Source organism: Pseudomonas peli (assembly GCF_050563605.1).
Classification (GTDB): domain Bacteria; phylum Pseudomonadota; class Gammaproteobacteria; order Pseudomonadales; family Pseudomonadaceae; genus Aquipseudomonas; species Aquipseudomonas peli_A.
Map to the genome: position 1 here is coordinate 105,057 of NZ_JBNXUH010000005.1, position 22,617 is coordinate 127,673.

Genomic DNA, 22,617 nt, shown 5'->3' on the forward strand with positions numbered 1-22,617 from the left:
CCAGCGCCTTTACCAGCGCGGCAGAAAACCCCGTCGAGCTGTCCGCCACCACCGTCACCGCGCGCCAGGAACAGGCGGACGGCCCCGTGCAAGGCTATCGCACCACTCGCTCGGCCAGCGCCACCCGTACCGATACGCCGATTGAGCAGATCGCCCAAAGCATCAGCGTGGTGCCTGCACAGGTGCTCGATGACCTGGGCACCACACGCATCGACCGCGCCCTGGATTTTGCTGGCGGCGTGTCCAGGCAGAACAACTTCGGCGGCCTGACCTTCCTCAACTACAGCGTGCGCGGTTTCACCACCGGCGAGCTGTACAAGAACGGCTTCGCCATCAACCGTGGCAGCTACAGCTCGCCGGACGCTTCCAGCATCGAGCGCATCGAGGTGCTCAAAGGCCCGGCCGCCAGCCTGTATGGCCGTGGTGACCCAGGCGGCATGGTCAATATCGTCAGCAAGAAGCCCCAGGCCGAAGCCTTCAGCCAGCTCAAGGCCAGCGCCGGCAGCTGGGATCGCTACCGCAGCAGCCTGGACGTCAACACCCCGCTGAATGACGACGCCACCCTGCTGTCACGGATCAACCTGGCTGTCGAGGACAACCAGAGTTTTCGCGACCACGTCGGCAGCGAACGGCAGATCGTCAGCCCTTCGCTGAGCTGGCAGCTGAACCCCGACACCCTGCTGCTGATCGAAAGTGAACTCACCCGCACCGAGTCGGTGTTCGACCGTGGCATCCCGGCGGTAAACAACCGCATGGGCGCGGTGAAAGACTCCAGTTTTATGGGCGAACCGAACGACGGCACCATTCGCAACGACAACCAAATGCTGCAGGTCAGCCTTGAGCATTACCTAAATGACAGCTGGAAACTGCGCCTGGCCAACCACTACGCCCAGGGCCGCCTGCAGGGCAACAGCTCCGAGCCGTCGCGCCTGGTCGGCGACACCCTGACGCGCTTCTATCGCCAGCGCAGCTTTGAATGGAACGACAGCATCACCCAGGCCGAGCTGCACGGCAGCTTCAACCTCGGCAGCTGGCAGCACCAGACCCTCGCCGGGCTGGAGTACGAGAACTACCGCAACAGCCAGAAGTACCCGCAAAGCGCGACCACCTTGGGCTACGGCCAGAACATCTACCAACCGCAGTACGGCCAATCCAAGCCGGCCATCGTCAATCCCAACGATTTCTTTGAGCACACCGAGAGCTATGCCCTCAATCTGCAGGATCAGATCAGCTTCAGCGAACGCCTGAGCGGCCTGATCGGCGCACGCTTCGAACGCTTCGAGCAAACCGCACTGAACCGCAACACACGGGTCAGCAACGAGCAGAACAAGGATGTCGCTACCGCCCGCACGGGCCTGCTCTATCAGCTGACGCCGCAGGTCGGGGTATTCGCCAACGCGTCCACCTCGTTCAAGCCCAACAGCATCAGCAGCCAGGGCACGGTGTTCAAACCGGAGAAGGGTCTTGGCTATGAGACCGGGCTCAAGCTCGACCTGCTCGACAGCCGCCTAGGAGCGACCATCGCGCTGTTTCATATCGACAAGGAAAACGTGCTCACCGCCGACCCGGCCAACCCTGGCGACAGCATCGCTGCCGGCAAGGCGCGCAGTCAGGGCCTGGATATGCAGTTCAGCGGCCAGCTCAACGATGCCGTGCGCATCATCGGCGCCTACGCCTATATCGATGCCGAAGTGACCGAAGACAACAGCCTGCCGGTAGGCAGCAAACTGCTCGGCGTCGCCCGCCACAGCGGCAGCCTGCTGACGGTCTACCAGTTTCAGGATGGCCACCTGCGCGGCTCGGATATCGGCGCCGCATTCAACTATGTGGGGGATCGCTCGGGGCAGGCCGGTAGCGACTTCGAATTGCCGGCCTACAGCACCGTCGACCTGCTGGCGCGCTACCAGGCCAGCGATGACCTGAGCATCGGCCTGAACCTCAACAACCTGTTCGACCGCGAGTACTACGAGCGCGCCTTCAACAGCGTCTGGGTCATGCCCGGCGACCCACGCAACCTCAGCCTCAGCCTGACCCTCAATCTCTGACCCACCACTCAAGGAACCCCAGTATGCGTACTGCCAAACCCGCCATGCTCACCGCGCTATTCGCCGCCCTGCTCGCAGGGCAGGTCCAGGCCCACGGTCTGTGGACCGAACAACGCCGCGGCCATATCGAAACCATCTACGGTCACGGTGCGGAAGACAACGCCTTTAAGGCCGAGAAGATCAGCGGCGCCTGGGCCTATGACCGCGCCGGCAAGATGATCCCGGTCACCGTCCAGCGCCTGGAGGATCACGCCCGCCTGCAACCGCTGAAAACCCCGGCGGTGCTCGGCGTAGCCCTGGATAACGGCGCTTGGTCGCTAACCCCGGACAAGCAGTGGATCAATCAGGGCCGCAGTAAAGTGCCGAACTCAACCGAGTCGCTGCACACCTTTAAATACAGCCTGGCGATCTATCAGGAAGGCGCCAAGTTGCCCAAGCTGGATCAGCTGAAGATGGTCATCCTGCCGGAAGTCGACCCACTCAAGGTCGGACCCGGCAAGCCACTAGCGGTGCGTGTGCTGGTGGATGGCCAGCCGGCTGCAGGGGTTGAATTGGTCGGCGATTATCGGGGCGCGCCGCACCAGGTCAGCGCAACCACCGACGCCGAAGGCCGTGCCCAGGTGCTGGTACGCAACGAAGGGCTGAATATCATCAGCGCCGCCATCAGCCTGCCGGTCAAAGGCGACAAGGATATCGAGACGCGCGGCCTATTCACCTCGCTGACCTTCCTCGGCGAAGCGCACCACGAGTAAGGCTTCGCAGATAACAAAAAGCCGGAGCAGTGCTCCGGCTTTTTTACGGCTGCGAATTACAGTCCTTGCAATGCATCCAGCAGCGCCTGGTTCTGCTCCGGCGTGCCGATGGTGATACGCAGGAACTGGGCAATGCGCTGCTGCTTGAAGTGACGCACAATCACGCCCTGCTCACGCAGACCAGCGGCCAGGGTCGCGGCATCCTTGCCTGGGTGGCGAGCGAAAACGAAGTTCGCCGCCGATGGCAACACCTCAAAACCCAGCTTTTCCAGCCCGGCGACCACCGCCTCGCGACTGGCAATCACCTGCCGGCACGTCTGCTCGAAGTAGACCTTGTCCTCGAACGCCGCCGCCGCGCCGGCAATCGCCATGCGGTCCAACGGATAGGAGTTGAAGCTGTTCTTGATCCGCTCCAGCGCTTCGATCAGGTCAGGATGGCCGACCGCGATACCGACCCGCAGCCCGGCCAGCGAGCGCGACTTGGATAAAGTCTGGCTGACCAGCAGGTTGGGGTATTTATCCACCAGGCTGATCGCCGTCTCGCCGCCGAAATCGATATAGGCCTCATCGACCAGCACCACGGTGTTCGGGTTGTCCTTGAGCATGCGCTCGATGGCATCCAGCGCCAGAGGGCAGCCAGTCGGTGCGTTCGGGTTGGGGAAAATAATGCCGCCGTTGGGCCGCGCGTAATCTTCCACGCGAATCTGGAACTGCTCATCCAACGGCACCTGCACGAAGTCGATGCCATACAGACCGCAATACACCGGATAGAAGCTGTAGCTGATATCCGGAAACAGCAGCGGTTGATCGTGCTGGAACAGGCCGTGGAAGGCGTGCGCCAGCACCTCGTCGGAACCGTTGCCGACAAACACCTGGACGGTCTGCACGCCGTAATAGTCAGCCACCGCCTGCTTCAGACGGTCGCTATTGGGGTCCGGGTACAGCCGCAGGTTGTCGTTAAGCTCAGCCTGCATGGCGGCGATCGCCTTGGGCGACGGGCCATAGGGGTTTTCGTTGGTGTTGAGCTTGACCAGCTTGGCCAGTTTCGGCTGCTCACCCGGTACATAAGGCACCAGGTCTTTGACGAAGGGGCTCCAGAATTTGCTCATCTGCCCTTCTCTCCTCGAATTTGATCTTGGGTGAGGCGCGCGGGGCGCGCCCTAAAAATTCAGTTCTTGATGCGGTATTCGGCGCTACGGGCGTGGGCGGTCAGCGACTCGCCACGAGCCAGCACGCTGGCAACCTTGCCCAGCTCCGACGCACCCTCGGCCGAACAATGGATGATCGACGAGCGCTTCTGGAAGTCATACACCCCCAGCGGCGAGGAATAGCGCGCGGTGCCGGAGGTCGGCAGCACGTGGTTGGGGCCTGCGCAGTAATCGCCCAGTGCCTCGGCGGTGTAGCGGCCCATAAAGATCGCGCCGGCATGGCGGATCAGCGGCAGGTATTCCTCGGGGTTTTCCACCGACAATTCCAGGTGCTCCGGGGCAATGCGGTTAGCCACTTCAATGGCCTGGGCCATATCGGCCACCAGAATCAGCGCACCGCGCCCCTCAAGCGAGGTGCGAGCAATCGTCTCGCGCTCCAGGGTAGGCAGCAGCTTGGCGATGCTCTCGGCGACGCGATCAAGGAAGGCCGCATCCGGGCTGACCAGGATCGACTGGGCGTCTTCGTCGTGTTCGGCCTGGGAGAACAGGTCCATGGCGATCCAGTCCGGATCGGTCTGGCCGTCACACACCACCAGAATTTCCGAAGGACCGGCGATCATGTCGATACCAACTTTGCCGAATACATGGCGCTTGGCGGTGGCGACATAGATATTGCCGGGGCCGACGATCTTATCCACCGGCGGCACGCTCTCGGTGCCATAGGCCAACGCGGCCACGGCCTGGGCGCCGCCAATGGTGAATACCCGGTCAACCCCAGCAATACAGGCGGCAGCCAGCACCAGCTCATTGATTTCGCCACGCGGGGTTGGCACCACCATCACCACTTCCGGCACGCCAGCGACCTTGGCCGGGATGGCGTTCATCAGCACCGAGGATGGGTACGAGGCCTTGCCGCCCGGCACATACAAGCCAGCGCGATCCAGTGGGGTGACCTTCTGCCCCAGCACCGTGCCGTCGGCTTCGGTGTAGGTCCAGGAGTCCTGCTTCTGCCGCTCGTGGTAGCTGCGCACACGCTCGGCGGCTTTTTCCAAGGCGCTGCGTTGCTCCGGGGTGATGCGGGTCAGGGCCAGTTCCAGACGCTCGCGCGGCAGGATCAGGTCCGCCATGGAGGCGACATCCAGGCCGTCGAACTGCTTGGTGAACTCGACCAATGCCGCATCGCCACGCTCACGCACCGCCTTGATGATGTCCAGCACGCGATGGTTGACCGCATCATCCGAGACACTTTCCCAGCTCAGCAGATGATCCAGATGCTGGGCAAAGTCCTGGTCAGCGGCATTGAGTCGGCGGATAGCGATAGGAGCGGTCATAGCGGGCCTCTTAGATTGGCAAATGCTCAAGCGCCCGTAGAGTAACAACCACTCCGCGCGGGCACCTGAGAATTTTGGCTATAACGCGGATAGGCTAGGCCGCACTGGGCGGCCATCAGACTCAGCGTGGATGTCGCGCTTCGACCGCATCGCGCAGGGTGTCGATCAACGCCTGAATGCGCGCGTGCTGCATCTTCATCGACGCCTTGTTGACGATCAGCCGCGAGCTGATCATGGCGATCAGCTCCTGGGCTTCCAGACCGTTGGCGCGCAGGGTGTTGCCGGTGTCGACCACGTCGATGATCTTGTCAGCAAGTCCCACCAGCGGTGCCAGCTCCATCGAGCCGTACAGCTTGATGATGTCGACCTGACGGCCCTGCTCGGCGTAATACCGCTTGGCCACGTTGACGAACTTGGTGGCCACACGCAGCCGCCCCTTGGGCTCGGGCGCGCCGACGGCACCGGCAGTCATCAGCTTGCACTGGGCAATACGCAGGTCCAGCGGCTCGTACAAGCCCTGGCCGCCGTACTCCATCAGCACGTCCTTGCCAGCCACGCCGAGATCGGCCGCGCCGTGTTCAACATAAGTCGGCACGTCGGTGGCACGCACGATCAGCAGGCGCACATCGTCCAGCGTGGTGGGGATGATCAGCTTGCGGCTTTTGTCCGGGTTCTCGGTCGGCTCGATGCCCGCCGCTGCCAGCAGCGGCAGGGTGTCATCGAGAATCCGGCCTTTGGAAAGGGCAATAGTCAGCATGGCATCAACCCGGAATACGGCGGATTTTGGCACCCAGCATCTGCAGTTTTTCTTCGATGCACTCGTAACCACGGTCGATGTGGTAAATGCGATCGATCAGGGTGTCGCCATCGGCAACCAGCGCCGAAATCACCAGGCTGGCAGACGCACGCAGATCGGTGGCCATGACTGGCGCGCCCTTGAGCGTTTCAACGCCAGTGACGATGGCGGTGTTGCCTTCGACCTGGATCTGCGCGCCCATGCGGATCATTTCATGCACATGCATAAAGCGGTTTTCGAACACGGTTTCGATCACCGTGCCGGTGCCCTCGGCAATCGCATTGAGGGCAATAAACTGCGCCTGCATATCGGTGGGGAACGCAGGGTACGGCGCGGTGCGCAGGTTGACGGCTTTCGGCCGCTTGCCGTGCATGTTCAGCTCGATCCAGTCGTTGCCACAGGTGATTTCCGCACCGGCTTCCTGCAGCTTGGACAGAACCGCTTCCAGGGTGGTCGGATCGGTGTCCTTAACCTTGACCCGGCCGCCCGTAACAGCTGCAGCCACCAGGTAGGTGCCGGTTTCGATACGGTCAGGCATCACGCTGAAGCGCGCGCCGTGCAGGCGCTCAACACCATCAATGGTGATGGTGTCTGTGCCGGCACCGCTGATTTTCGCGCCCATGGCGATCAGGCAGTTGGCCAGGTCGACCACTTCCGGCTCGCGCGCGGCGTTTTCCAGCACGCTACGGCCTTTGGCCAGAGTCGCGGCCATCATGATGTTTTCAGTACCGGTCACGCTGACGGTATCGAAGAAGAAGTGCGCGCCACGCAGACCGCCTTCCGGCGCCTTGGCCTTGATGTAACCGGCTTCGACATCGATGATCGCGCCCATGGCTTCGAGGCCACGAATGTGCAGGTCAACCGGACGCGAGCCGATGGCGCAACCACCCGGCAGAGCCACTTCGGCATAACCGAAGCGCGCGACCATCGGGCCGAGCACCAGGATCGATGCACGCATGGTTTTCACCAGCTCATAGGGTGCAACCAGGGTCTTGATCGCCCGTGCGTCGACTTCCACGCTGAGCTTCTCGTCGATGATCGGCTCGATACCCATGCGACCGAACAGCTCGATCATGGTGGTGATGTCGTGCAGGTGCGGCAGGTTGCAGATGGTGACAGGCGCGTCACCGAGCAGGGTGGCGGCGAGAATCGGCAGGGCAGAGTTCTTCGCCCCGGAAATGCGGATTTCGCCATCAAGGCGCACACCGCCGGTAATAATCAGTTTGTCCATGACTCTCTCGGTTTAGGAGCGCGCGGCCCAATCGGCACGGCTATAGAATTTCATACTCACGGCGTGGATGCTGCCATCAGCGATCCAGGCATTGAGGTGAGCGTAGATCTGCTGCTGACGCTTGACCGGGCTAAGAGCGGCCAGCTCGTCACTGATCAGGTTCAGCTGAAAGTTGCAGCCTTCGCCTTCGACTTCCACTTGGGTATCCGGCAATTTAGCCTCAAGGAGACTCTTTACTTCTAAGGCTTGCATGCTCAACCTCGATCAATGCATGAATAAACGACTGCCGAGCAGACGCTCGCGGGCCGAGCATCATACAAAAAAGCCCCCCGCCTGCGAACCCCGCATTACCGCCAGCCGACCGAAGCCCTGCTCAGGCTTGCAGCGGAAGAATCTCCAGCAGACCGCAGACTCCAGCGATTTCACGCATATCCTTGGGCAGGTTGCTCACACTCAGGGTCTTGCCGAACGCACTGGCGTCACGCATAAACGCCAGCAACAGCGACAGGCCGACGCTGCTGGACCTCTCAACACCAGCGCAATCAAGCACGCAAGCAGCCGCCGGGCTGACCTTGAGAAGGCGCGCACCTTGCTCACGCAGCGCCGGGGCATTTAGGTAATCGAGCACGCCGACCAGGCTGAAAACGCCGGGCGACGCCTCGCTGATGCTGGCCTGACTCACGATGCATTCGCCCCCTGACGGGCTTTGGCAACGGTCTCGGTCCAGTTGTCGATGACCTTGTCCAGGTCATTGCGATTGTCCTGCATGGCCTGGGCGAACTGGTCACGGAACAGCTTGCCGACGTTGATGCCGTTGATGATCACGTTGCGCATCTTCCAGGTGCCATCGAGGCTGACCATGGTGTAGGACAGCGGGTAGACCGTGCCCTTGCCGTCCCTGATTTCCATATTAACTGCTGTACGCTCTGGGTCCTGCTGCCCCGCAACTGGTAGGACGCGAATATCCTGGTTGTTGTATTCGAGCAGGGCATTACCATAGAACTGCATCAGGCTGCGCTTGAAGTTTTCCTGAAAGCGCTGCATCTGCTCAGGCGAGGCCTGGCGCGAGTAGCGCACAGTCATCACGCCACGAGACATACCATCAGCATCCACAACCGGGCCGAGAATGTTGTTCAGGGCGTTGTAAAACGCGCCCGGATCGGTGCGGTACTGCTCTTTGTTGGCTTTGAGGTCGGCCAGTAGCGTGGTGGTGGTCTGCTGCACCACTTCATGGGCCGCCGGAGCCGCAAGCAACGGTAGGGACATGGCGGCCAGGCAAATAAACAAACCGTTACGCAGCGTTTTGAACATGTTCAGCACCTCTATTAATTAGCCTGGTCTTTATTGACCGAATTGAGCAGAAACTTGCCAATCAGGTCTTCCAGTACCAATGACGACTGCGTGTCGTGAATGGTGCCGCCATCGCGCAGCACTTCTTCTTCGCCGCCCACGCTAAGCCCAATGTATTTCTCGCCCAGCAGGCCCGCAGTCAGAATCGACGCGGTGGAATCTGCTGGCAGATTATCCACAGCATCATCCAAGACCATAGTGACGCGCCCCATATAGCTGTTGCGATCCAAATCGATGGCGGTGACCTTGCCGATTGTCACACCGGCCATGGTCACTTTCGATCTGACCGTCAAACCGGCGATATTCTCAAAGTGCGCGTACACCTTGTAGGTATTGTCGCTGCTGCCGACAGTCAGGCCGCTGACGCGCAAGGCCAGCAGCAACAAGGCCAACAACCCGGCCAACAGGAACAAGCCGACACCAATTTCCAGCGTGCGGTTCTGCATCAGAAATCTCCAAACATCAAAGCGGTCAGAATAAAGTCCAGCCCCAATACGGCGAGCGAGGCGTACACCACGGTTTTCGTGGTGGCACGACTAATCCCTTCCGAAGTCGGCTCACAGTCATAGCCCTGGAACACGGCGATCCAAGTCACGACAAACGCAAAGACCACGCTCTTGATCACACCATTGAGCACATCTTCGCGAAACGAAACACTGCTTTGCATATTGGCCCAGAACGAGCCTTCATAAACCCCCAGCCAGTCGACGGCGACCATAGCGCCGCCCCAGATACCGACCACGCTGAAGATCATTGCCAGCAACGGCATCGAGATAAAACCTGCCCACAGCCGCGGCGCGACAATATATTTGAGCGGGTCAACGCCGATCATCGCCAGGCTCGACAACTGCTCGGTGGATTTCATATTGCCGATTTCCGCAGTCAACGCCGAACCGGCACGGCCAGCAAACAGCAAGGCGGTGACCACCGGCCCCAGCTCACGTAGCAGAGTCAGGGCAACCATCTGCCCAACCGCCTGTTCGGAGCCGTATTTGGCCAGAATGCTGAAGCCCTGCAGCGACAGCACCATGCCAATAAAGATGCCGGATACGACGATGATGGCCAGGGACATCACCCCAACCGAATACAGTTGCTTGATCAGTAGCTGAAAGCTGTTACCGGTCGAGCCACGGCCAAACAGCGCGCGCAGCAGAAACAGCCCCGAGCGCCCCAGCGTGGCCACCACATCAATACCGGCGCGCCCGAACAGGCGCACCCGCTCGAGCACAGATGTCTTGCGCATCAGCGCCCCCCCAGAAGATCGTCGCGGTAATTGGCCGCAGGAAAGTGAAACGGTACCGGGCCATCCGGAATGCCCTGCATAAACTGACGCACGCGCGGGTTATCCGAATCCATCAACTCGGCCGGCGTACCCTGCCCCAGCACCTGAGTGTCACCCACGACATAGATGTAGTCGGCAATGCTCGCGGTTTCTGCCAGGTCATGGGACACCACAATGCTGGTGATCCCCAGCGCATCGCTGAGCAGGCGAATCAGACGCACCAGAACACCCATGGCAATCGGGTCCTGGCCGACGAAAGGTTCGTCATACATGAGTATTTGCGGGTCCAGGGCAATCGCCCGGGCCAATGCCACACGACGCTTCATGCCGCCCGACAGCTCGTCCGGCATCAGCTCTAAGGCGCCACGCAGCCCCACCGCCTGCAACTTCATCAGCACGATGTCGCGAATCATTTCTTCCGGCAGCTTGGTGTGCACCCGCAGCGGAAAGGCAACGTTCTCGAACACGTCCAGGTCGGTAAACAGCGCACCACTCTGGAACAGCACGCCCATCTGCTTGCGCATGTCGAACAGTTCGCTGCGCGACAGCGTCGGCAAATCCAAGCCATTGACCCAGACTTCACCCTGGCTCGGCTTGAGTTCGGCAGCGATCAGGCGCAGCAGCGTGGTTTTGCCACAGCCAGACGGCCCCATAATCCCGGTGACCTTGCCACGGGGAATGCGGATATCGATGTTTTGGAAAATATCCCGCTCGCCGCGTTTAAAGCTGACGTTCTTCAGCTCAACCGCATACGGGTTCTCGGCGCTCATCTGGACTCCTTGCTCAACGCTTGCCTGACTGACGTACCGCCCTGAACAAAGGGCACTACTGGTCGTCGAACGTACCGAAAATGGCCGCGAACTATACCATCGCGGCATTCCTCGCCCAAGACTGAAGGTGTTGCCGAAGATAAGCGCCGCACAGTTCCTGCAACCAACTCGCCACTGGAAACACTGGGCAGGCGCACCTTTACCGTTATAATCGGCAGCTTTTAGCCCGTACGCCGCAGAGAAGTCATGAGCCAGTCAACCGATCTGATCCAGTCAGCACAGCGCACCATCCGCCTGGAGCTCGAAGCCATCCAGGATCTGCTGGCGCGCATCAACGGTGATTTCGTACGTGCCTGTGAGTTGATTCTCGCCAGCAAAGGCCGTGTGGTCGTGGTCGGCATGGGCAAATCCGGCCACGTCGGCAACAAGATTGCCGCCACCCTGGCCAGCACCGGCACCACGGCTTTCTTTGTCCACCCGGCCGAAGCGAGCCATGGCGATATGGGTATGATCACCCGCGATGACGTAGTGCTGGCCCTGTCCAATTCGGGCTCCACCGCAGAAATCGTTACCCTGCTGCCACTGATCAAACGCCTCGGCATCCGCCTGATCAGCATGACCGGCAACCCGGAATCACCGCTGGCCAAGGCCGCCGAAGTCAACCTGGACGCCCGCGTATCCCAGGAAGCCTGTCCGTTGAACCTGGCCCCAACCTCTTCCACCACGGTATCCCTGGTACTCGGCGACGCCCTGGCTATTGCCCTGTTGGAAGCCCGCGGCTTTACCGCCGAAGATTTCGCTTTCTCTCACCCGGGCGGCGCATTGGGCCGACGCCTGCTGCTCAAGGTGGAAAACGTTATGCACGCCGGCGACAGCTTGCCGCACGTCAAACGCGGCACCTCGCTGCGCGACGCGCTGCTAGAAATGACTCAGAAAGGCCTGGGCATGACCGTGGTAACCGAGAGCGACGGCCGCCTGGCCGGGATCTTCACCGACGGCGATTTGCGCCGCACCCTGGACCGCAACATCGACGTACGCCAATCCATTATCGATGACGTAATGACCGCCAAAGGCAAGACCGCGCGCGCGGAAATGCTCGCGGCAGAGGCTTTGAAAATCATGGAAGACCACAAGATCAGCTCGCTGGTGGTGATCGACGACAACGACCTGCCCATCGGCGCGCTGAACATGCACGATCTGCTCCGCGCCGGGGTGATGTGATGAGCATCAACGTAATCAACCCAGACCTGCTACAACGCGCCAAAGCCGTCAAACTGGCCATTTTCGACGTCGACGGCGTACTCACCGACGGCAAGCTGTACTTTCTGGTCGACGGCAGCGAATTCAAAACCTTCAACACCCTGGACGGCCATGGCATCAAGATGCTGATCAACTCCGGTGTGCGCACCGCCATTATCAGCGGCCGCAAAACCCCAGTGGTCGAGCGCCGGGCGCAGAACCTGGGGATTCAACACCTGTACCAGGGCCGGGAAGACAAGCTGGTAGTTCTTGATGAGCTGCTCGGCGAACTGGGCCTAGACTATGCCCAGGTCGCATACCTCGGTGACGACCTGCCCGATCTGCCGGTGATCCGCCGCGTAGGCCTGGGCATGGCAGTCGCCAGCGCCGACGGCTTTGTTCGCCAACATGCCCACGGGATTACCCGTGCTCGCGGTGGCGAAGGCGCCGCACGTGAGTTCTGCGAACTGATCATGCACGCCCAAGGCACCCTTGAAGCCGCTCAAGCCGCTTACCTATAGGCCAACCATGCCCCGCAAGTTATTCAATATTGCTCTGTTCGCCGTTGTCGCCCTGCTGGTGGCGGCGCTCGGCTACTGGAACCTCAGCCCGGACAGCTTTAACGAGCAATCCGGCACAGGCGAGGCCGATAACGCCATCGACTTTTACGCCACCAACACCTACACCGTGCAATACCAGGCCGACGGCAAGCTGCACTACGAGCTGACCGCCGACAAGGTCGAACACGTCAAGGCCAGTGACATCACCCTGATGACCGGCCCGAACATGAACCTGTTCCGCGGCACCGAGCTGCCTTGGAAAGTCCGTAGTGAGCGCGGTGAAGTATCGCCAGGCGGCGTTGAGGTCGAACTGATCGACAAGGTGCGCGTCGAGCGTACCGACGCCAAAGGCCGCCCGACCATCCTCACCACCAGCCGCCTGACCGTATTCCCCGAGAAGGAATATGCGCAGACTCAGCAAGCCGTTAGAATCGACGCGGCCAATGGGGTGACCACGGCACAAGGAATGAAAGCGTACATGAATGACGGCAGGATGCTCCTGCTGTCCAACGTAAGAGGTCAGCATGAGGCTCGTTAACACCCTCCCCCTACTACTCAGCCTCAGCGCCGCACTCGGAAGTGTCAGCGCCTGGGCCCTGCCATCCGACCGCGAACAGCCGATCCGTATCCAGGCTGACAGCGCGGAACTCGATGACAAACAAGGCGTTGCCGTTTATCGCGGCGACGTAGTCATCACCCAGGGCACCATGAAGGTCACCGGCGACACCGTGACCATCACCCAGAATGCCCAGGGCGATGTCGAGGTATTTACCTCGGTCGGCAAGCCGGCCTACTACGAGCAACTGCCGTCAGCCGACAAGCAGATCGTCAAGGCCTATGGTCTGACCATCCAGTACTTTATGGCCAACGAGCGTGTGGTACTGATCGACCAGGCCAAGGTGATTCAGGAAGGCAACACCTTCGAAGGCGAGAAAATCGTCTATGACACCCAGCGCCAGATCGTCAACGCCGGCCGCGCCACAGGCACCAACGTCACTGCGCCACGTCCGCGCATCGACATGGTGATCCAGCCGAAGAACAAACCAGCCGACCAGCAGGCGCAGTAATAATGGCCACATTGAAAGCCCAACACCTGGCCAAGAGCTACAAAGGCCGCCAGGTCGTGCGCGACGTCAGCCTGAGCATCGACAGCGGGCAGATCGTCGGCCTGCTTGGCCCCAACGGGGCCGGCAAGACCACCTGCTTCTACATGATCGTCGGCTTGGTCCAGGCCGATCAGGGCCGCGTGATGATCGATGATCTCGACGTCAGCCATCAGCCCATGCATGGCCGCGCCCGCGCCGGAATCGGCTATCTGCCGCAGGAAGCCTCGATTTTCCGCAAGCTCAGCGTAGCCGACAACATCATGGCCATCCTGGAAACCCGCAAAGACCTCGACGGCGCTGCTCGCCGCAAGGAGCTTGAGGGCCTGCTGCAGGAATTCCATATCAGCCATATCCGCGACAACCTCGGCATGAGCCTGTCCGGTGGTGAGCGCCGCCGCGTGGAAATTGCCCGCGCCCTGGCAACCAACCCCAAGTTCATCCTGCTCGACGAACCGTTCGCCGGCGTTGACCCAATTTCCGTGGGCGACATCAAACAGATCATCCATCACCTCAAAGCCAAAGGCATCGGTGTATTGATCACCGACCACAACGTGCGCGAGACCCTGGATATTTGCGAAACCGCCTATATCGTCAGCGATGGCCAACTGATCGCCGAGGGTGATGCCGAGACCATTCTGGCCAACCAGACAGTGAAAGAAGTTTACCTGGGGCATGAGTTCCGGCTGTAACCACAGCTTTTCTCAAGCCGACTGCAGCCAAGGCTAGGCAAAACCCTTAAAGTCAGGCATATAATTTGCTTCCTAGTGGCGCTTTTTGAAAACGCCCTGTAGTGGATTGCGCACAGACGCCGGTAAATAAGGTCTGCAATGAAACCATCGCTAGTCCTGAGAATGGGCCAGCAGCTGACGATGACACCGCAGCTGCAACAGGCCATCCGCCTGCTCCAACTGTCGACCCTGGATCTGCAACAAGAGATCCAGGAGGCCTTGGAGTCCAACCCGATGCTCGAACGCCAGGAAGATGGCGATGATTTCGACAATTCGGACCCTATGGCCGATGGCGCAGAAAGCGCCAGCCCCAGCGAACAGCCCGAAGCGCCCTATCAGGAAACCAACTACCAGGAAGCCACGCAGACCGTGGACAACCTGGAAGAAGGCGATTGGGGCGAGCGCATTCCCAATGAGCTGCCCGTCGATACCGCCTGGGAAGATATCTACCAGACCAGCGCCAGCAGCCTGCCGAGCAGTACTAACGATGACGACGAGTGGGATTTCACCACCCGCACTTCCAGCGGCGAGAGCCTGCAAAGCCACCTGCTTTGGCAGCTCAATCTGGCCCCGATGTCGGACAAGGATCGCCTGATCGGCGTCACCCTGATCGACTGCATCAACCAACAGGGCTATCTGGAAGAAACCCTGGAAGAGGTGGTCGAAGCCTTCGACCCGGAACTGGACATCGAGCTCGACGAAGTCGAAGCCGTGCTGCACCGCATCCAGCAGTTCGAGCCTACCGGTATCGCCGCGCGCAACCTGGGCGAGTGCCTGCTCCTGCAACTGCGTCAGCTGCCGGCGAAAACCCCATGGCTGAGCGAAGCCCAGCGCCTGGCCAGTGACTACCTCGACCTGCTTGGCAGCCGCGACTACAGCCAGCTGATGCGCCGCATGAAGCTCAAGGAAGATGAGCTGCGCCAGGTTATCGACCTGATCCAGAGCCTCAACCCACGCCCTGGCTCACAGATCGAATCCAGCGAGCCGGAATACGTGGTACCCGATGTAATCGTGCGCAAACACAACGAGCGCTGGCTGGTCGAGCTGAACCAGGAAGCCATGCCGCGCCTGCGGGTCAACGCGCAATACGCCGGTTTTGTGAAGCGCGCCGACTCCAGCGCCGACAACACCTTTATGCGTAACCAGCTGCAAGAAGCGCGCTGGTTTATCAAAAGCCTGCAAAGCCGCAACGAAACCCTGATGAAGGTTGCCACGCAGATCGTCGAACATCAGCGCGGTTTCCTCGATTATGGCGACGAGGCCATGAAACCCCTGGTGCTGCACGATATTGCCGAAGCGGTGGGGATGCACGAATCGACCATCTCGCGGGTGACCACACAGAAATTCATGCACACTCCACGTGGCATTTACGAGCTGAAATACTTCTTCTCAAGCCATGTCAGCACCTCCGAAGGCGGTGAATGCTCGTCCACCGCGATCCGCGCCATCATCAAAAAACTGGTCGCGGCGGAAAATGCGAAAAAGCCGTTGAGTGACAGCAAGATCGCTGGTTTACTGGAAGCACAAGGCATTCAAGTCGCTCGCCGCACGGTCGCCAAGTACCGTGAATCCCTCGGAATAGCGCCTTCCAGTGAGCGCAAACGATTGATCTAAGGCGGCATGAAGAAGGAAGACGACGACCCACACAGAACACACCTAGGCCTCGCCTTTTCGCAAAAGCAGCCATACTGCCAACAAGCAATCAGCGACCGTGCCAGGCTCGTTTTGTCAGAGTCTTCCACGCCACAGTGTTCCGGCGGCAGGCCTCTCGCCTGCCTCTTACACACGGCAACAAGGAGAAAGCGGTATGCAAGTCAACATCAGTGGACACCAGCTGGATGTGACCGACGCCCTGCGCGACTACATCGCCGAAAAACTCGGCCGATTAGAGCGCCACTTCGACAAGATTACCAACGTGCAAGTCACCATGGAGGTCGAGAAGCTCAAACAGAAAATCGAAGCGACCCTGCACATTGCTGGCGGTGAAGTCGTCGCCAATGCCGAACATGAAGACATGTACGCAGCCATCGATTTACTGACTGATAAACTCGACCGACAACTCATCAAACACAAGGAAAAACAGCTCGAACGTCAACAGGGCGCTATGGCCCGCTGACATCGTCTATCTCCTATGATCCGACTTGAAACTATCCTGACCCCCGGCCGTTCTTTAGTGAACGTGCCGGGCGGCAGCAAAAAACGTGTCCTCGAACAGATTGCCAACCTGGTGGCCCGTGAGCTGCCTGACTTGGACGGCCAAGACATCTTCGAAAGCCTGATTGCCCGGGAAAAACTCGGGTCGACCGGTTTCGGCAATGGCATTGCCATTCCGCACTGTCGCCTGCCGGGTTGTACCGCGCCGATCAGCGCCTTGCTGCGCCTGGACTCCGCCGTAGACTTCGACGCCATCGACGGCGCGCCAGTGGACCTGCTGTTTGTCCTGCTGGTGCCCGAAGCTGCCACCGACGCTCACCTGGAACTGCTCCGGCAGATCGCTAGCATGCTCGACCGCAGCGATGTGCGCGCCAGCCTGCGCCAAGCCGAGAGCAGCGAAGCCCTGTATCAGGTGGTAGTGGACGTACAAAGCCAACTCAACCGAGCCTGAGCATGCGCCTGATCATCGTTAGCGGTCGCTCCGGCTCCGGGAAGAGCACCGCCCTCGATGTGCTTGAGGACAACGGCTTCTACTGCATCGACAACCTGCCTGCCGGCTTGCTGCCTGAACTGGCCGAGCGTGCCCTGTTGCACACCGAACTGCTGCATCCGCAGGTCGCGGTGTCGATTGATGCACGCAACCTGCCGAGCCACCTCAAGCGCTTTCCCGAGCTGCTTGAAGAAGTCCGCGCACGGCACATCAAGTGCGATGTGATCTACCTGGATGCCGACGAAGAAACCCTGCTCAAGCGCTTCTCGGAAACCCGTCGACGCCATCCGCTGACCAACGAGAGTCGCTCACTGGCTGAAGCCATCGCCGATGAAGCGCTGCTGCTCGGGCCGATCATTGACCTGGCCGACCTGAAGATCGACACCACTCACCTCAACCTGTATCAGCTGCGCGACAGCCTCAAACTGCGCCTGCTTAACCAGCCCGAGCCGGGTACCGCGTTTCTGGTCGAGTCCTTTGGTTTCAAGCGCGGCATGCCGGTGGATGCTGATCTGGTCTTCGATGTGCGCTGCCTGCCCAACCCCTACTGGAAACCGGACTTGCGCGACTTCTCCGGCCTCGACCAGCCGGTAGTTGACTACCTCTCGGCCCAGGCCGATGTAGAAGACATGTACCAGGACATCCTCGCTTACCTGACCAAATGGCTACCACGCTTTGCCGCCAGCAACCGCGCCTATGTCACGGTGGCGATTGGCTGTACCGGCGGCCATCACCGCTCGGTGTACCTGGCCAACCGCCTAGGTGAAACCCTCAAACCCATCCTGAAAAACGTTCAGACTCGCCACCGCGACCTCAGTTAAGGAATTGCCGCGATGCCCGCCTGCGAAATCACCATTATCAACAAGCTTGGCCTGCACGCCCGCGCTGCGGCCAAGTTTGTCGGCGTCGCCGGGCGTTTCCCCTGCCAGGTCAGGGTTGGCCGCAGCGCGGAGAGCCTAGTCGACGGCAAGAGCATCATGGCGGTGATGATGCTCGCCGCCGGTAAAGGCACTGCCGTACACCTGCACACCGAAGGCGAGCAGGACACCGAAGCCTTGCAGGCCCTGAGCGAGCTGATCAACAACTACTTCGACGAAGGCGAGTAAAACCGTAGGCAATAAAAAATGTCCGGGAGACATTTTTAACGTCGCGTAGCGACGGCCCGTAGGGTTGCCGCCATGGATGGCAGGCAATAAAAAGGGGCTGAACGCTTAAGCGACAGCCCCTTTTTTCATACAAGCGGAATCAACTACCCGCCACCGTCATGCGCTCGATCAGCACCGAACCGGTGCGGATATTGCTGCGCAGCTCCAGATCATTACCGACTGCAACAATCTGCTTGAACATGTCGCGCATATTCCCGGCGATGGTCACTTCCTGCACCGGAAACTGGATCTCGCCGTTCTCCACCCAGTAACCACCGGCACCGCGCGAATAGTCACCGGTGACCATATTCAGGCCCTGGCCCATAAGCTCGGTGACCAGCAGGCCACGCCCCATACGCTTGAGCAGCGCCTTCTGGTCTTCATCGCCATGGCTGACAAACAGGTTATGCACGCCGCCGGAGTTGGCGGTGCTGGGCATGCCTAGCTTGCGACCAGAATAGGTGCCGAGCACGTAGGACAACAGCTCGCCGCGCTCGACAAAGGATTTGGCGTAAGTCGCCAGACCGTCACCATCGAAGGCAGCACTGCCCAAGGCACGCGGGATATGCGGGCGCTCATCGATCTTCAGCCACTCGGGGAACAGCTGTTGGCCGAGGGAGCCCTCGAGAAACGATGACTTGCGGTACAGATTGCCGCCGGAAATAGCCGCCAGGAAGCTGCCAAACAAACCGGTGGCCAACTCGGCGGCGAACAGCACCGGCACTTCGCAGGTTGGCACTGGACGCGCACCCAAACGGCTTACCGCCCGTTCGGCGGCGCGGCGACCGATGCTGCCGGCATCGGCCAGCAACTCGCCCTGGCGATTAACGTCGTACCAGTAGTCGCGCTGCATCTGCCCGCCGTCTTCGGCGATCATCACGCAGCTCAGGCTGTGCCGCGTGCTGGCGTAACCGCTGATAAAGCCATGGCTGTTGCCATAAACCCGGCAACCCTGATGGGTATTGAGCGTAGTGCCATCGGCATTCTTGATCCGCTGATCTGCGGCAAAGGCCGCGGCCTCGCAGCTCAAGGCCTGCTCGATGGCCTGTTCGGGGGTGATCGACCAGGCATGGTAGAGATCCAGCTGCGGCAGCTCACGAGCCATCAGCGCGGCATCGGCCAACCCGGCGCACTCATCTTCGGACGCATGCTTGGCAATCGCCAGGGCCGCCGCGACGGTTTCGCGAATCGCCGCTTCGCCGCTGGCAGAGGTGCTGGCCGACCCCTTGCGCTGACCGACATACAGGGTGATACCGAAACCCTGGTCGCGGTTGAACTCGACCGTTTCCACTTCACCCTGACGCACCGTGGTGGACAAGCCCTGCTCCACCGATACCGCCACCTCGCAGGCACTCGCACCCTGCTTTCTGGCCTCGGCAATAATCTGCTCCACCTGCGCCTGCAAATGCGGCACAGCCTGGGGGCCGACGATGTCTACTGCACTCATAAGAACTCCTGAACGATAAGCGGCAAACGCGGCCACACAGGCCAGACGCTTACAGCTGGAAACTTGCTGCTATCATGTCGGCGTTTTCCACTGGACCGCCACCATGTCTGAATACCTTGACGACTTCTCCGGCGAGAAGAGCAAAACCCAGGTCAAGCGCGAGTTTCATGCGCTACAAGATCTGGGGCAACGCCTGACTACCCTGAAACTCGATCTGCTGAACAAGCTGCCGCTGACCGACGAGCTGCGCCGCGCGCTGGCCGAAGCGCCCAAGCACACTGCCAATGCCGCGAAGAAGCGCCATGTGCAGTTTATCGGCCGTTTGATGCGCGATCAGGACATCCCCGCCATCCTGACCCTGCTCGACCAGCTGGATGCCTCCACCCGCCAGTACAACGAACGCTTTCATAACCTGGAGCGTTGGCGCGACCGCTTGCTCAACGGCGACGACGACACCCTGGAAAAATTTGTCGTCGAATACCCCGACGCCGACCGCCAGCACCTGCGCCAGCTGATCCGTCAGGGCCAGCACGAACTGGCGCAGAACAAAGCGCCTGCCGCATCCCGCAAAATCTTCAAATACATCCGCGAGCTGGACGAAAGCCAGCGCGGCTTGCGTTAAACCAGTACATCGATTGGGCTGCGCAACGCTCAACCCAATCGACGCTTTTTAGCTACCCGTCCCGCCCACAGTAATCGCATCGATCTTCAGCGTCGGCTGACCCACGCCAACCGGCACCGACTGGCCGTCCTTGCCGCAGGTACCGACGCCGCTGTCCAACGCCAGGTCGTTACCGACCATCGAAACCTTGCTCATGGCTTCCGGGCCATTGCCGATCAGGGTTGCGCCTTTGACCGGGGCGGTGATCTTGCCGTCCTCGATCAAGTAAGCCTCGCTGGTAGAAAACACGAACTTGCCGCTGGTGATATCGACCTGACCGCCGCCGAGGTTGGCGCAGTAGATGCCTTTCTTTACCGAGCGGATGATTTCTTCCGGGTCGCTTTCGCCGGCCAGCATGTAGGTATTGGTCATGCGCGGCATCGGCAGGTGCGCGTAGGACTCACGGCGACCATTGCCGGTGCAGGCCACGCCCATCAGGCGGGCATTCAGCTTGTCCTGCATATAGCCCTTGAGCACGCCGTTCTCGATCAGCGTGGTGCACTGGGTCTGCGTGCCTTCATCGTCCATGCTCAGGGAGCCGCGGCGCTCGGCCAGGGTGCCGTCATCGACGATGGTGCACAGACTGGAGGCCACCTGCTCGCCCATCCGCCCGCTGTAGGCCGAACTGCCCTTGCGGTTGAAGTCACCTTCCAGGCCATGGCCGACTGCTTCGTGCAGCAGCACGCCAGACCAGCCCGCGCCCATCACCACCGGCATAGTGCCTGCCGGTGCCGGAATCGCTTCGAGGTTGACCAGCGCCTGACGCAGGGCCTCACGGGCATAGCCCATGGCGCGCTCTTCGTTATTGCTGGTCTGTTCGAGGAAGTAGCGGTAATCGGTACGCCCGCCGCCACCATGGCTGCCGCGCTCACGGCGCCCGTTCTGCTCGACGATCACGCTGACGTTGAAACGCACCAGTGGGCGGATATCCGCGCCCAGGCTGCCGTCGTTAGCGGCTACCAGAATGCGATCCCAGACCCCAGCCAGGCTGACAGAAACCTGCTTGATCCGTGAATCCAGGGCGCGGGTGGCGACGTCGATGCGCTTGAGCAGCTCGACCTTTTCCGCCCGTCCCAGCACATCCAGCGGGTTGTCCTGGGCATACAGCGGCTTGACCAGCGGACTGCTGAACGCTTGCACGCGGCCATTCTGCCCAGCGCGGGCAATCGAACGAGCCGCACGTGCCGCCTGGCTCAAAGCATCGGCGGTGATCGCATTGCTGTAGGCAAAACCGGTTTTCTCACCCGACTGGGCGCGCACGCCGACGCCCTGATCAAGGTTGAAACTGCCTTCCTTGACGATGCCATCCTCCAGCGCCCAGGTTTCCGAGACTTGGCTCTGGAAGTACAGGTCGGCCGCATCGATTCCCGGCCCAGCCAAGTCAGCCAGGACCGCGGGCAGATGCTCAATGGTCAAACCGCCCGGTCCCAGCAGATGTTCACTGACGGACACCAACATATTGTTCATTGCTCAATCTCGTTTATGACTGTTGCACCTGGCAGCCGTGGTTCGGCTGCCGCAAAAAATCGTTTATGCCGCGCCACCGGCATGCGCTGACGGATCGCCGCCTGCTCGGCCGCATCCCGCTCGGCCAGCAGCACGCCCGGCCCCTGCGGCAGCTCAGCGAGTATGCGGCCCCAGGGGTCGACAAGCGCCGAATGGCCAAAGGTCTCGCGCCCGCCTGGATGAGTACCGCCCTGCCCGGCCGCCAGTACATAACACTGGGTTTCGATGGCCCGCGCGCGGGTGAGTATTTGCCAATGCGCCGCGCCGGTAACCGCAGTAAAGGCCGCCGGCACGCTGATCAACTCCGCTCCCGCAGCGCGCAAAGCGCTGTACAGCTCGGGGAAGCGCAGGTCATAACACACCGTCATGCCCAACCGCCCAACCGGGGTATCGGCCACCACCACCTGGCCGCCGAAGGCGTAATCGTCAGACTCGCGGTAACGGCCGTGACTGTCGCTGACATCCACATCAAACAGGTGCAGCTTGTCATAGCGGGCCACGCGTTGGCCGGCATTATCGATCAGCAGGGAGCAGGCATGAGCCTTGGCGTCGGGCTGGCCATCCGGCGGTAAGGGCAAGGTACCGGCGACTATCCACAAGCCCAGGTCGCGGGCGGCCTGTTGCAACCAGGACAGAATCGGCCCCTCACCCAGCGCTTCGGCACGGCCCAGAGCGGCCTGGTCACGCCGGCCCATGGCGGCGAAATTTTCCGGCAGCACCGCCAGCCGTGCACCTTGCGCAGCGGCCTGTTCGAGCAACTGCCGAGCCTGCGCCAGATTGGCCAGGACATCGGCCTGGCTGACCATTTGAATGACTGCGAAGGTCATGACTGCCTTTATCTCAATGCCGGTATGGCTTCAGCTTACAAGCCATACC

The 22,617-nt window shown here is 60.8% G+C and carries 26 protein-coding genes; 13 read left to right on the plus strand and 13 right to left on the minus strand.

The features are described from left to right. Positions 1 to 38 precede the first annotated feature (38 nt). Together ACQ4LH_RS07535 and ACQ4LH_RS07540 are read left to right on the plus strand one after the other, a co-directional pair. Positions 39 to 2,045 carry a TonB-dependent siderophore receptor gene (locus ACQ4LH_RS07535; RefSeq protein WP_430696774.1) on the plus strand — a complete coding sequence of 669 codons (2,007 nt, stop codon included), beginning with the start codon at positions 39 to 41 and terminating at the stop codon, positions 2,043 to 2,045. Positions 2,046 to 2,089: 44 nt separating this feature from the next. After that, positions 2,090 to 2,797 (plus strand): DUF4198 domain-containing protein, encoded by a 708-nt coding sequence (locus ACQ4LH_RS07540; protein ID WP_430696775.1) that lies wholly within the window; start codon positions 2,090 to 2,092, stop codon positions 2,795 to 2,797. 56 nt (positions 2,798 to 2,853) lie between these two features. Here ACQ4LH_RS07540 and hisC read toward each other — a convergent pair whose 3' ends face one another. The 10 genes from hisC to ACQ4LH_RS07590 form a co-directional block, all read right to left on the minus strand. Beyond that, positions 2,854 to 3,906 carry a histidinol-phosphate transaminase gene (hisC, locus tag ACQ4LH_RS07545; protein WP_430696642.1) on the minus strand — a complete coding sequence of 351 codons (1,053 nt, stop codon included), beginning with the start codon at positions 3,904 to 3,906 and terminating at the stop codon, positions 2,854 to 2,856. 59 nt (positions 3,907 to 3,965) lie between these two features. Then, a complete protein-coding gene (gene hisD, locus ACQ4LH_RS07550; protein WP_430696643.1) occupies positions 3,966 to 5,276 on the minus strand; it encodes a histidinol dehydrogenase in 1,311 nt (436 codons plus the stop codon). A gap of 121 nt (positions 5,277 to 5,397) precedes the next feature. After that, on the minus strand, positions 5,398 to 6,033 hold the full coding sequence (gene hisG / locus ACQ4LH_RS07555) for an ATP phosphoribosyltransferase (RefSeq protein WP_090255484.1): 636 nt from the start codon (positions 6,031 to 6,033) through the stop codon (positions 5,398 to 5,400). 4 nt (positions 6,034 to 6,037) lie between these two features. Beyond that, positions 6,038 to 7,303 carry a UDP-N-acetylglucosamine 1-carboxyvinyltransferase gene (murA, locus tag ACQ4LH_RS07560; protein ID WP_430696644.1) on the minus strand — a complete coding sequence of 422 codons (1,266 nt, stop codon included), beginning with the start codon at positions 7,301 to 7,303 and terminating at the stop codon, positions 6,038 to 6,040. Between the two features lie 12 nt (positions 7,304 to 7,315). Next, positions 7,316 to 7,555 (minus strand): BolA family protein, encoded by a 240-nt coding sequence (locus ACQ4LH_RS07565; RefSeq protein WP_430696645.1) that lies wholly within the window; start codon positions 7,553 to 7,555, stop codon positions 7,316 to 7,318. Positions 7,556 to 7,676: 121 nt separating this feature from the next. Then, positions 7,677 to 7,985, minus strand: a complete 309-nt coding sequence (locus ACQ4LH_RS07570; RefSeq protein ID WP_430696646.1) for an STAS domain-containing protein — start codon at positions 7,983 to 7,985, stop codon at positions 7,677 to 7,679. After that, positions 7,982 to 8,614: an MlaC/ttg2D family ABC transporter substrate-binding protein gene (locus tag ACQ4LH_RS07575; RefSeq protein ID WP_430696647.1), complete on the minus strand. Its 633-nt coding sequence runs from the start codon at positions 8,612 to 8,614 to the stop codon at positions 7,982 to 7,984. The genes ACQ4LH_RS07570 and ACQ4LH_RS07575 overlap by 4 nt, the downstream gene beginning before the upstream one ends. Positions 8,615 to 8,628: 14 nt before the next feature. Further along, positions 8,629 to 9,099: an outer membrane lipid asymmetry maintenance protein MlaD gene (gene mlaD, locus ACQ4LH_RS07580; protein WP_430696648.1), complete on the minus strand. Its 471-nt coding sequence runs from the start codon at positions 9,097 to 9,099 to the stop codon at positions 8,629 to 8,631. Next, complete coding sequence (gene mlaE, locus ACQ4LH_RS07585; RefSeq protein WP_160016087.1) at positions 9,099 to 9,896, minus strand: lipid asymmetry maintenance ABC transporter permease subunit MlaE; 798 nt, start codon at positions 9,894 to 9,896, stop codon at positions 9,099 to 9,101. Before mlaE ends, mlaD begins: the two co-directional genes overlap by 1 nt. Further along, positions 9,896 to 10,705: an ATP-binding cassette domain-containing protein gene (locus tag ACQ4LH_RS07590; protein ID WP_430696649.1), complete on the minus strand. Its 810-nt coding sequence runs from the start codon at positions 10,703 to 10,705 to the stop codon at positions 9,896 to 9,898. Before ACQ4LH_RS07590 ends, mlaE begins: the two co-directional genes overlap by 1 nt. 246 nt (positions 10,706 to 10,951) lie before the next feature. Here ACQ4LH_RS07590 and ACQ4LH_RS07595 point away from each other — a divergent pair, with 246 nt between their 5' ends. The 10 genes from ACQ4LH_RS07595 to ACQ4LH_RS07640 all read left to right on the plus strand — a co-directional run bounded on the left by ACQ4LH_RS07595 (position 10,952) and on the right by ACQ4LH_RS07640 (position 18,088). Continuing rightward, entirely contained in the window at positions 10,952 to 11,926 is a 975-nt protein-coding gene (locus tag ACQ4LH_RS07595) for a KpsF/GutQ family sugar-phosphate isomerase (RefSeq protein ID WP_430696650.1), read from the plus strand. Continuing rightward, positions 11,926 to 12,465, plus strand: coding sequence for a KdsC family phosphatase (locus ACQ4LH_RS07600; RefSeq protein WP_430696651.1), 540 nt, complete (start codon positions 11,926 to 11,928; stop codon positions 12,463 to 12,465). The genes ACQ4LH_RS07595 and ACQ4LH_RS07600 overlap by 1 nt, the downstream gene beginning before the upstream one ends. 7 nt (positions 12,466 to 12,472) lie before the next feature. Continuing rightward, complete coding sequence (gene lptC, locus ACQ4LH_RS07605; RefSeq protein WP_430696652.1) at positions 12,473 to 13,042, plus strand: LPS export ABC transporter periplasmic protein LptC; 570 nt, start codon at positions 12,473 to 12,475, stop codon at positions 13,040 to 13,042. After that, on the plus strand, positions 13,029 to 13,571 hold the full coding sequence (gene lptA, locus ACQ4LH_RS07610; protein ID WP_090255504.1) for a lipopolysaccharide transport periplasmic protein LptA: 543 nt from the start codon (positions 13,029 to 13,031) through the stop codon (positions 13,569 to 13,571). The genes lptC and lptA overlap by 14 nt, the downstream gene beginning before the upstream one ends. 2 nt (positions 13,572 to 13,573) lie before the next feature. After that, on the plus strand, positions 13,574 to 14,299 hold the full coding sequence (gene lptB, locus ACQ4LH_RS07615) for an LPS export ABC transporter ATP-binding protein (protein WP_136665423.1): 726 nt from the start codon (positions 13,574 to 13,576) through the stop codon (positions 14,297 to 14,299). A 138-nt stretch (positions 14,300 to 14,437) separates the two neighbouring features. Next, a complete protein-coding gene (locus ACQ4LH_RS07620) occupies positions 14,438 to 15,952 on the plus strand; it encodes an RNA polymerase factor sigma-54 (RefSeq protein ID WP_397494780.1) in 1,515 nt (504 codons plus the stop codon). 193 nt (positions 15,953 to 16,145) lie between these two features. Then, positions 16,146 to 16,454, plus strand: coding sequence for a ribosome hibernation-promoting factor, HPF/YfiA family (hpf, locus tag ACQ4LH_RS07625; protein WP_090255510.1), 309 nt, complete (start codon positions 16,146 to 16,148; stop codon positions 16,452 to 16,454). A 15-nt stretch (positions 16,455 to 16,469) separates the two neighbouring features. Beyond that, positions 16,470 to 16,943 carry a PTS IIA-like nitrogen regulatory protein PtsN gene (gene ptsN, locus ACQ4LH_RS07630; RefSeq protein WP_160016093.1) on the plus strand — a complete coding sequence of 158 codons (474 nt, stop codon included), beginning with the start codon at positions 16,470 to 16,472 and terminating at the stop codon, positions 16,941 to 16,943. A 2-nt stretch (positions 16,944 to 16,945) separates the two neighbouring features. After that, on the plus strand, positions 16,946 to 17,803 hold the full coding sequence (gene rapZ / locus ACQ4LH_RS07635; protein ID WP_430696653.1) for an RNase adapter RapZ: 858 nt from the start codon (positions 16,946 to 16,948) through the stop codon (positions 17,801 to 17,803). 12 nt (positions 17,804 to 17,815) lie between these two features. Further along, the gene (locus ACQ4LH_RS07640; RefSeq protein ID WP_430696654.1) at positions 17,816 to 18,088 is read left to right on the plus strand and encodes an HPr family phosphocarrier protein; all 273 of its coding nucleotides are present in this window, start codon (positions 17,816 to 17,818) and stop codon (positions 18,086 to 18,088) included. Between the two features lie 139 nt (positions 18,089 to 18,227). On the opposite strand, the gene pmbA is transcribed toward ACQ4LH_RS07640, so the two are convergent. After that, the gene (gene pmbA, locus ACQ4LH_RS07645; RefSeq protein ID WP_430696655.1) at positions 18,228 to 19,574 is read right to left on the minus strand and encodes a metalloprotease PmbA; all 1,347 of its coding nucleotides are present in this window, start codon (positions 19,572 to 19,574) and stop codon (positions 18,228 to 18,230) included. A gap of 103 nt (positions 19,575 to 19,677) precedes the next feature. Here pmbA and yjgA point away from each other — a divergent pair, with 103 nt between their 5' ends. After that, positions 19,678 to 20,196, plus strand: a complete 519-nt coding sequence (yjgA, locus tag ACQ4LH_RS07650; RefSeq protein ID WP_430696656.1) for a ribosome biogenesis factor YjgA — start codon at positions 19,678 to 19,680, stop codon at positions 20,194 to 20,196. 48 nt (positions 20,197 to 20,244) lie between these two features. Here the strand turns inward: yjgA and tldD are convergent, their stop codons facing one another. Further along, entirely contained in the window at positions 20,245 to 21,702 is a 1,458-nt protein-coding gene (tldD, locus tag ACQ4LH_RS07655; protein WP_411179310.1) for a metalloprotease TldD, read from the minus strand. Further along, positions 21,699 to 22,568, minus strand: coding sequence for a carbon-nitrogen hydrolase family protein (locus ACQ4LH_RS07660; RefSeq protein ID WP_430696657.1), 870 nt, complete (start codon positions 22,566 to 22,568; stop codon positions 21,699 to 21,701). Before ACQ4LH_RS07660 ends, tldD begins: the two co-directional genes overlap by 4 nt. Between the last annotated feature and the right edge of the window lie 49 nt (positions 22,569 to 22,617).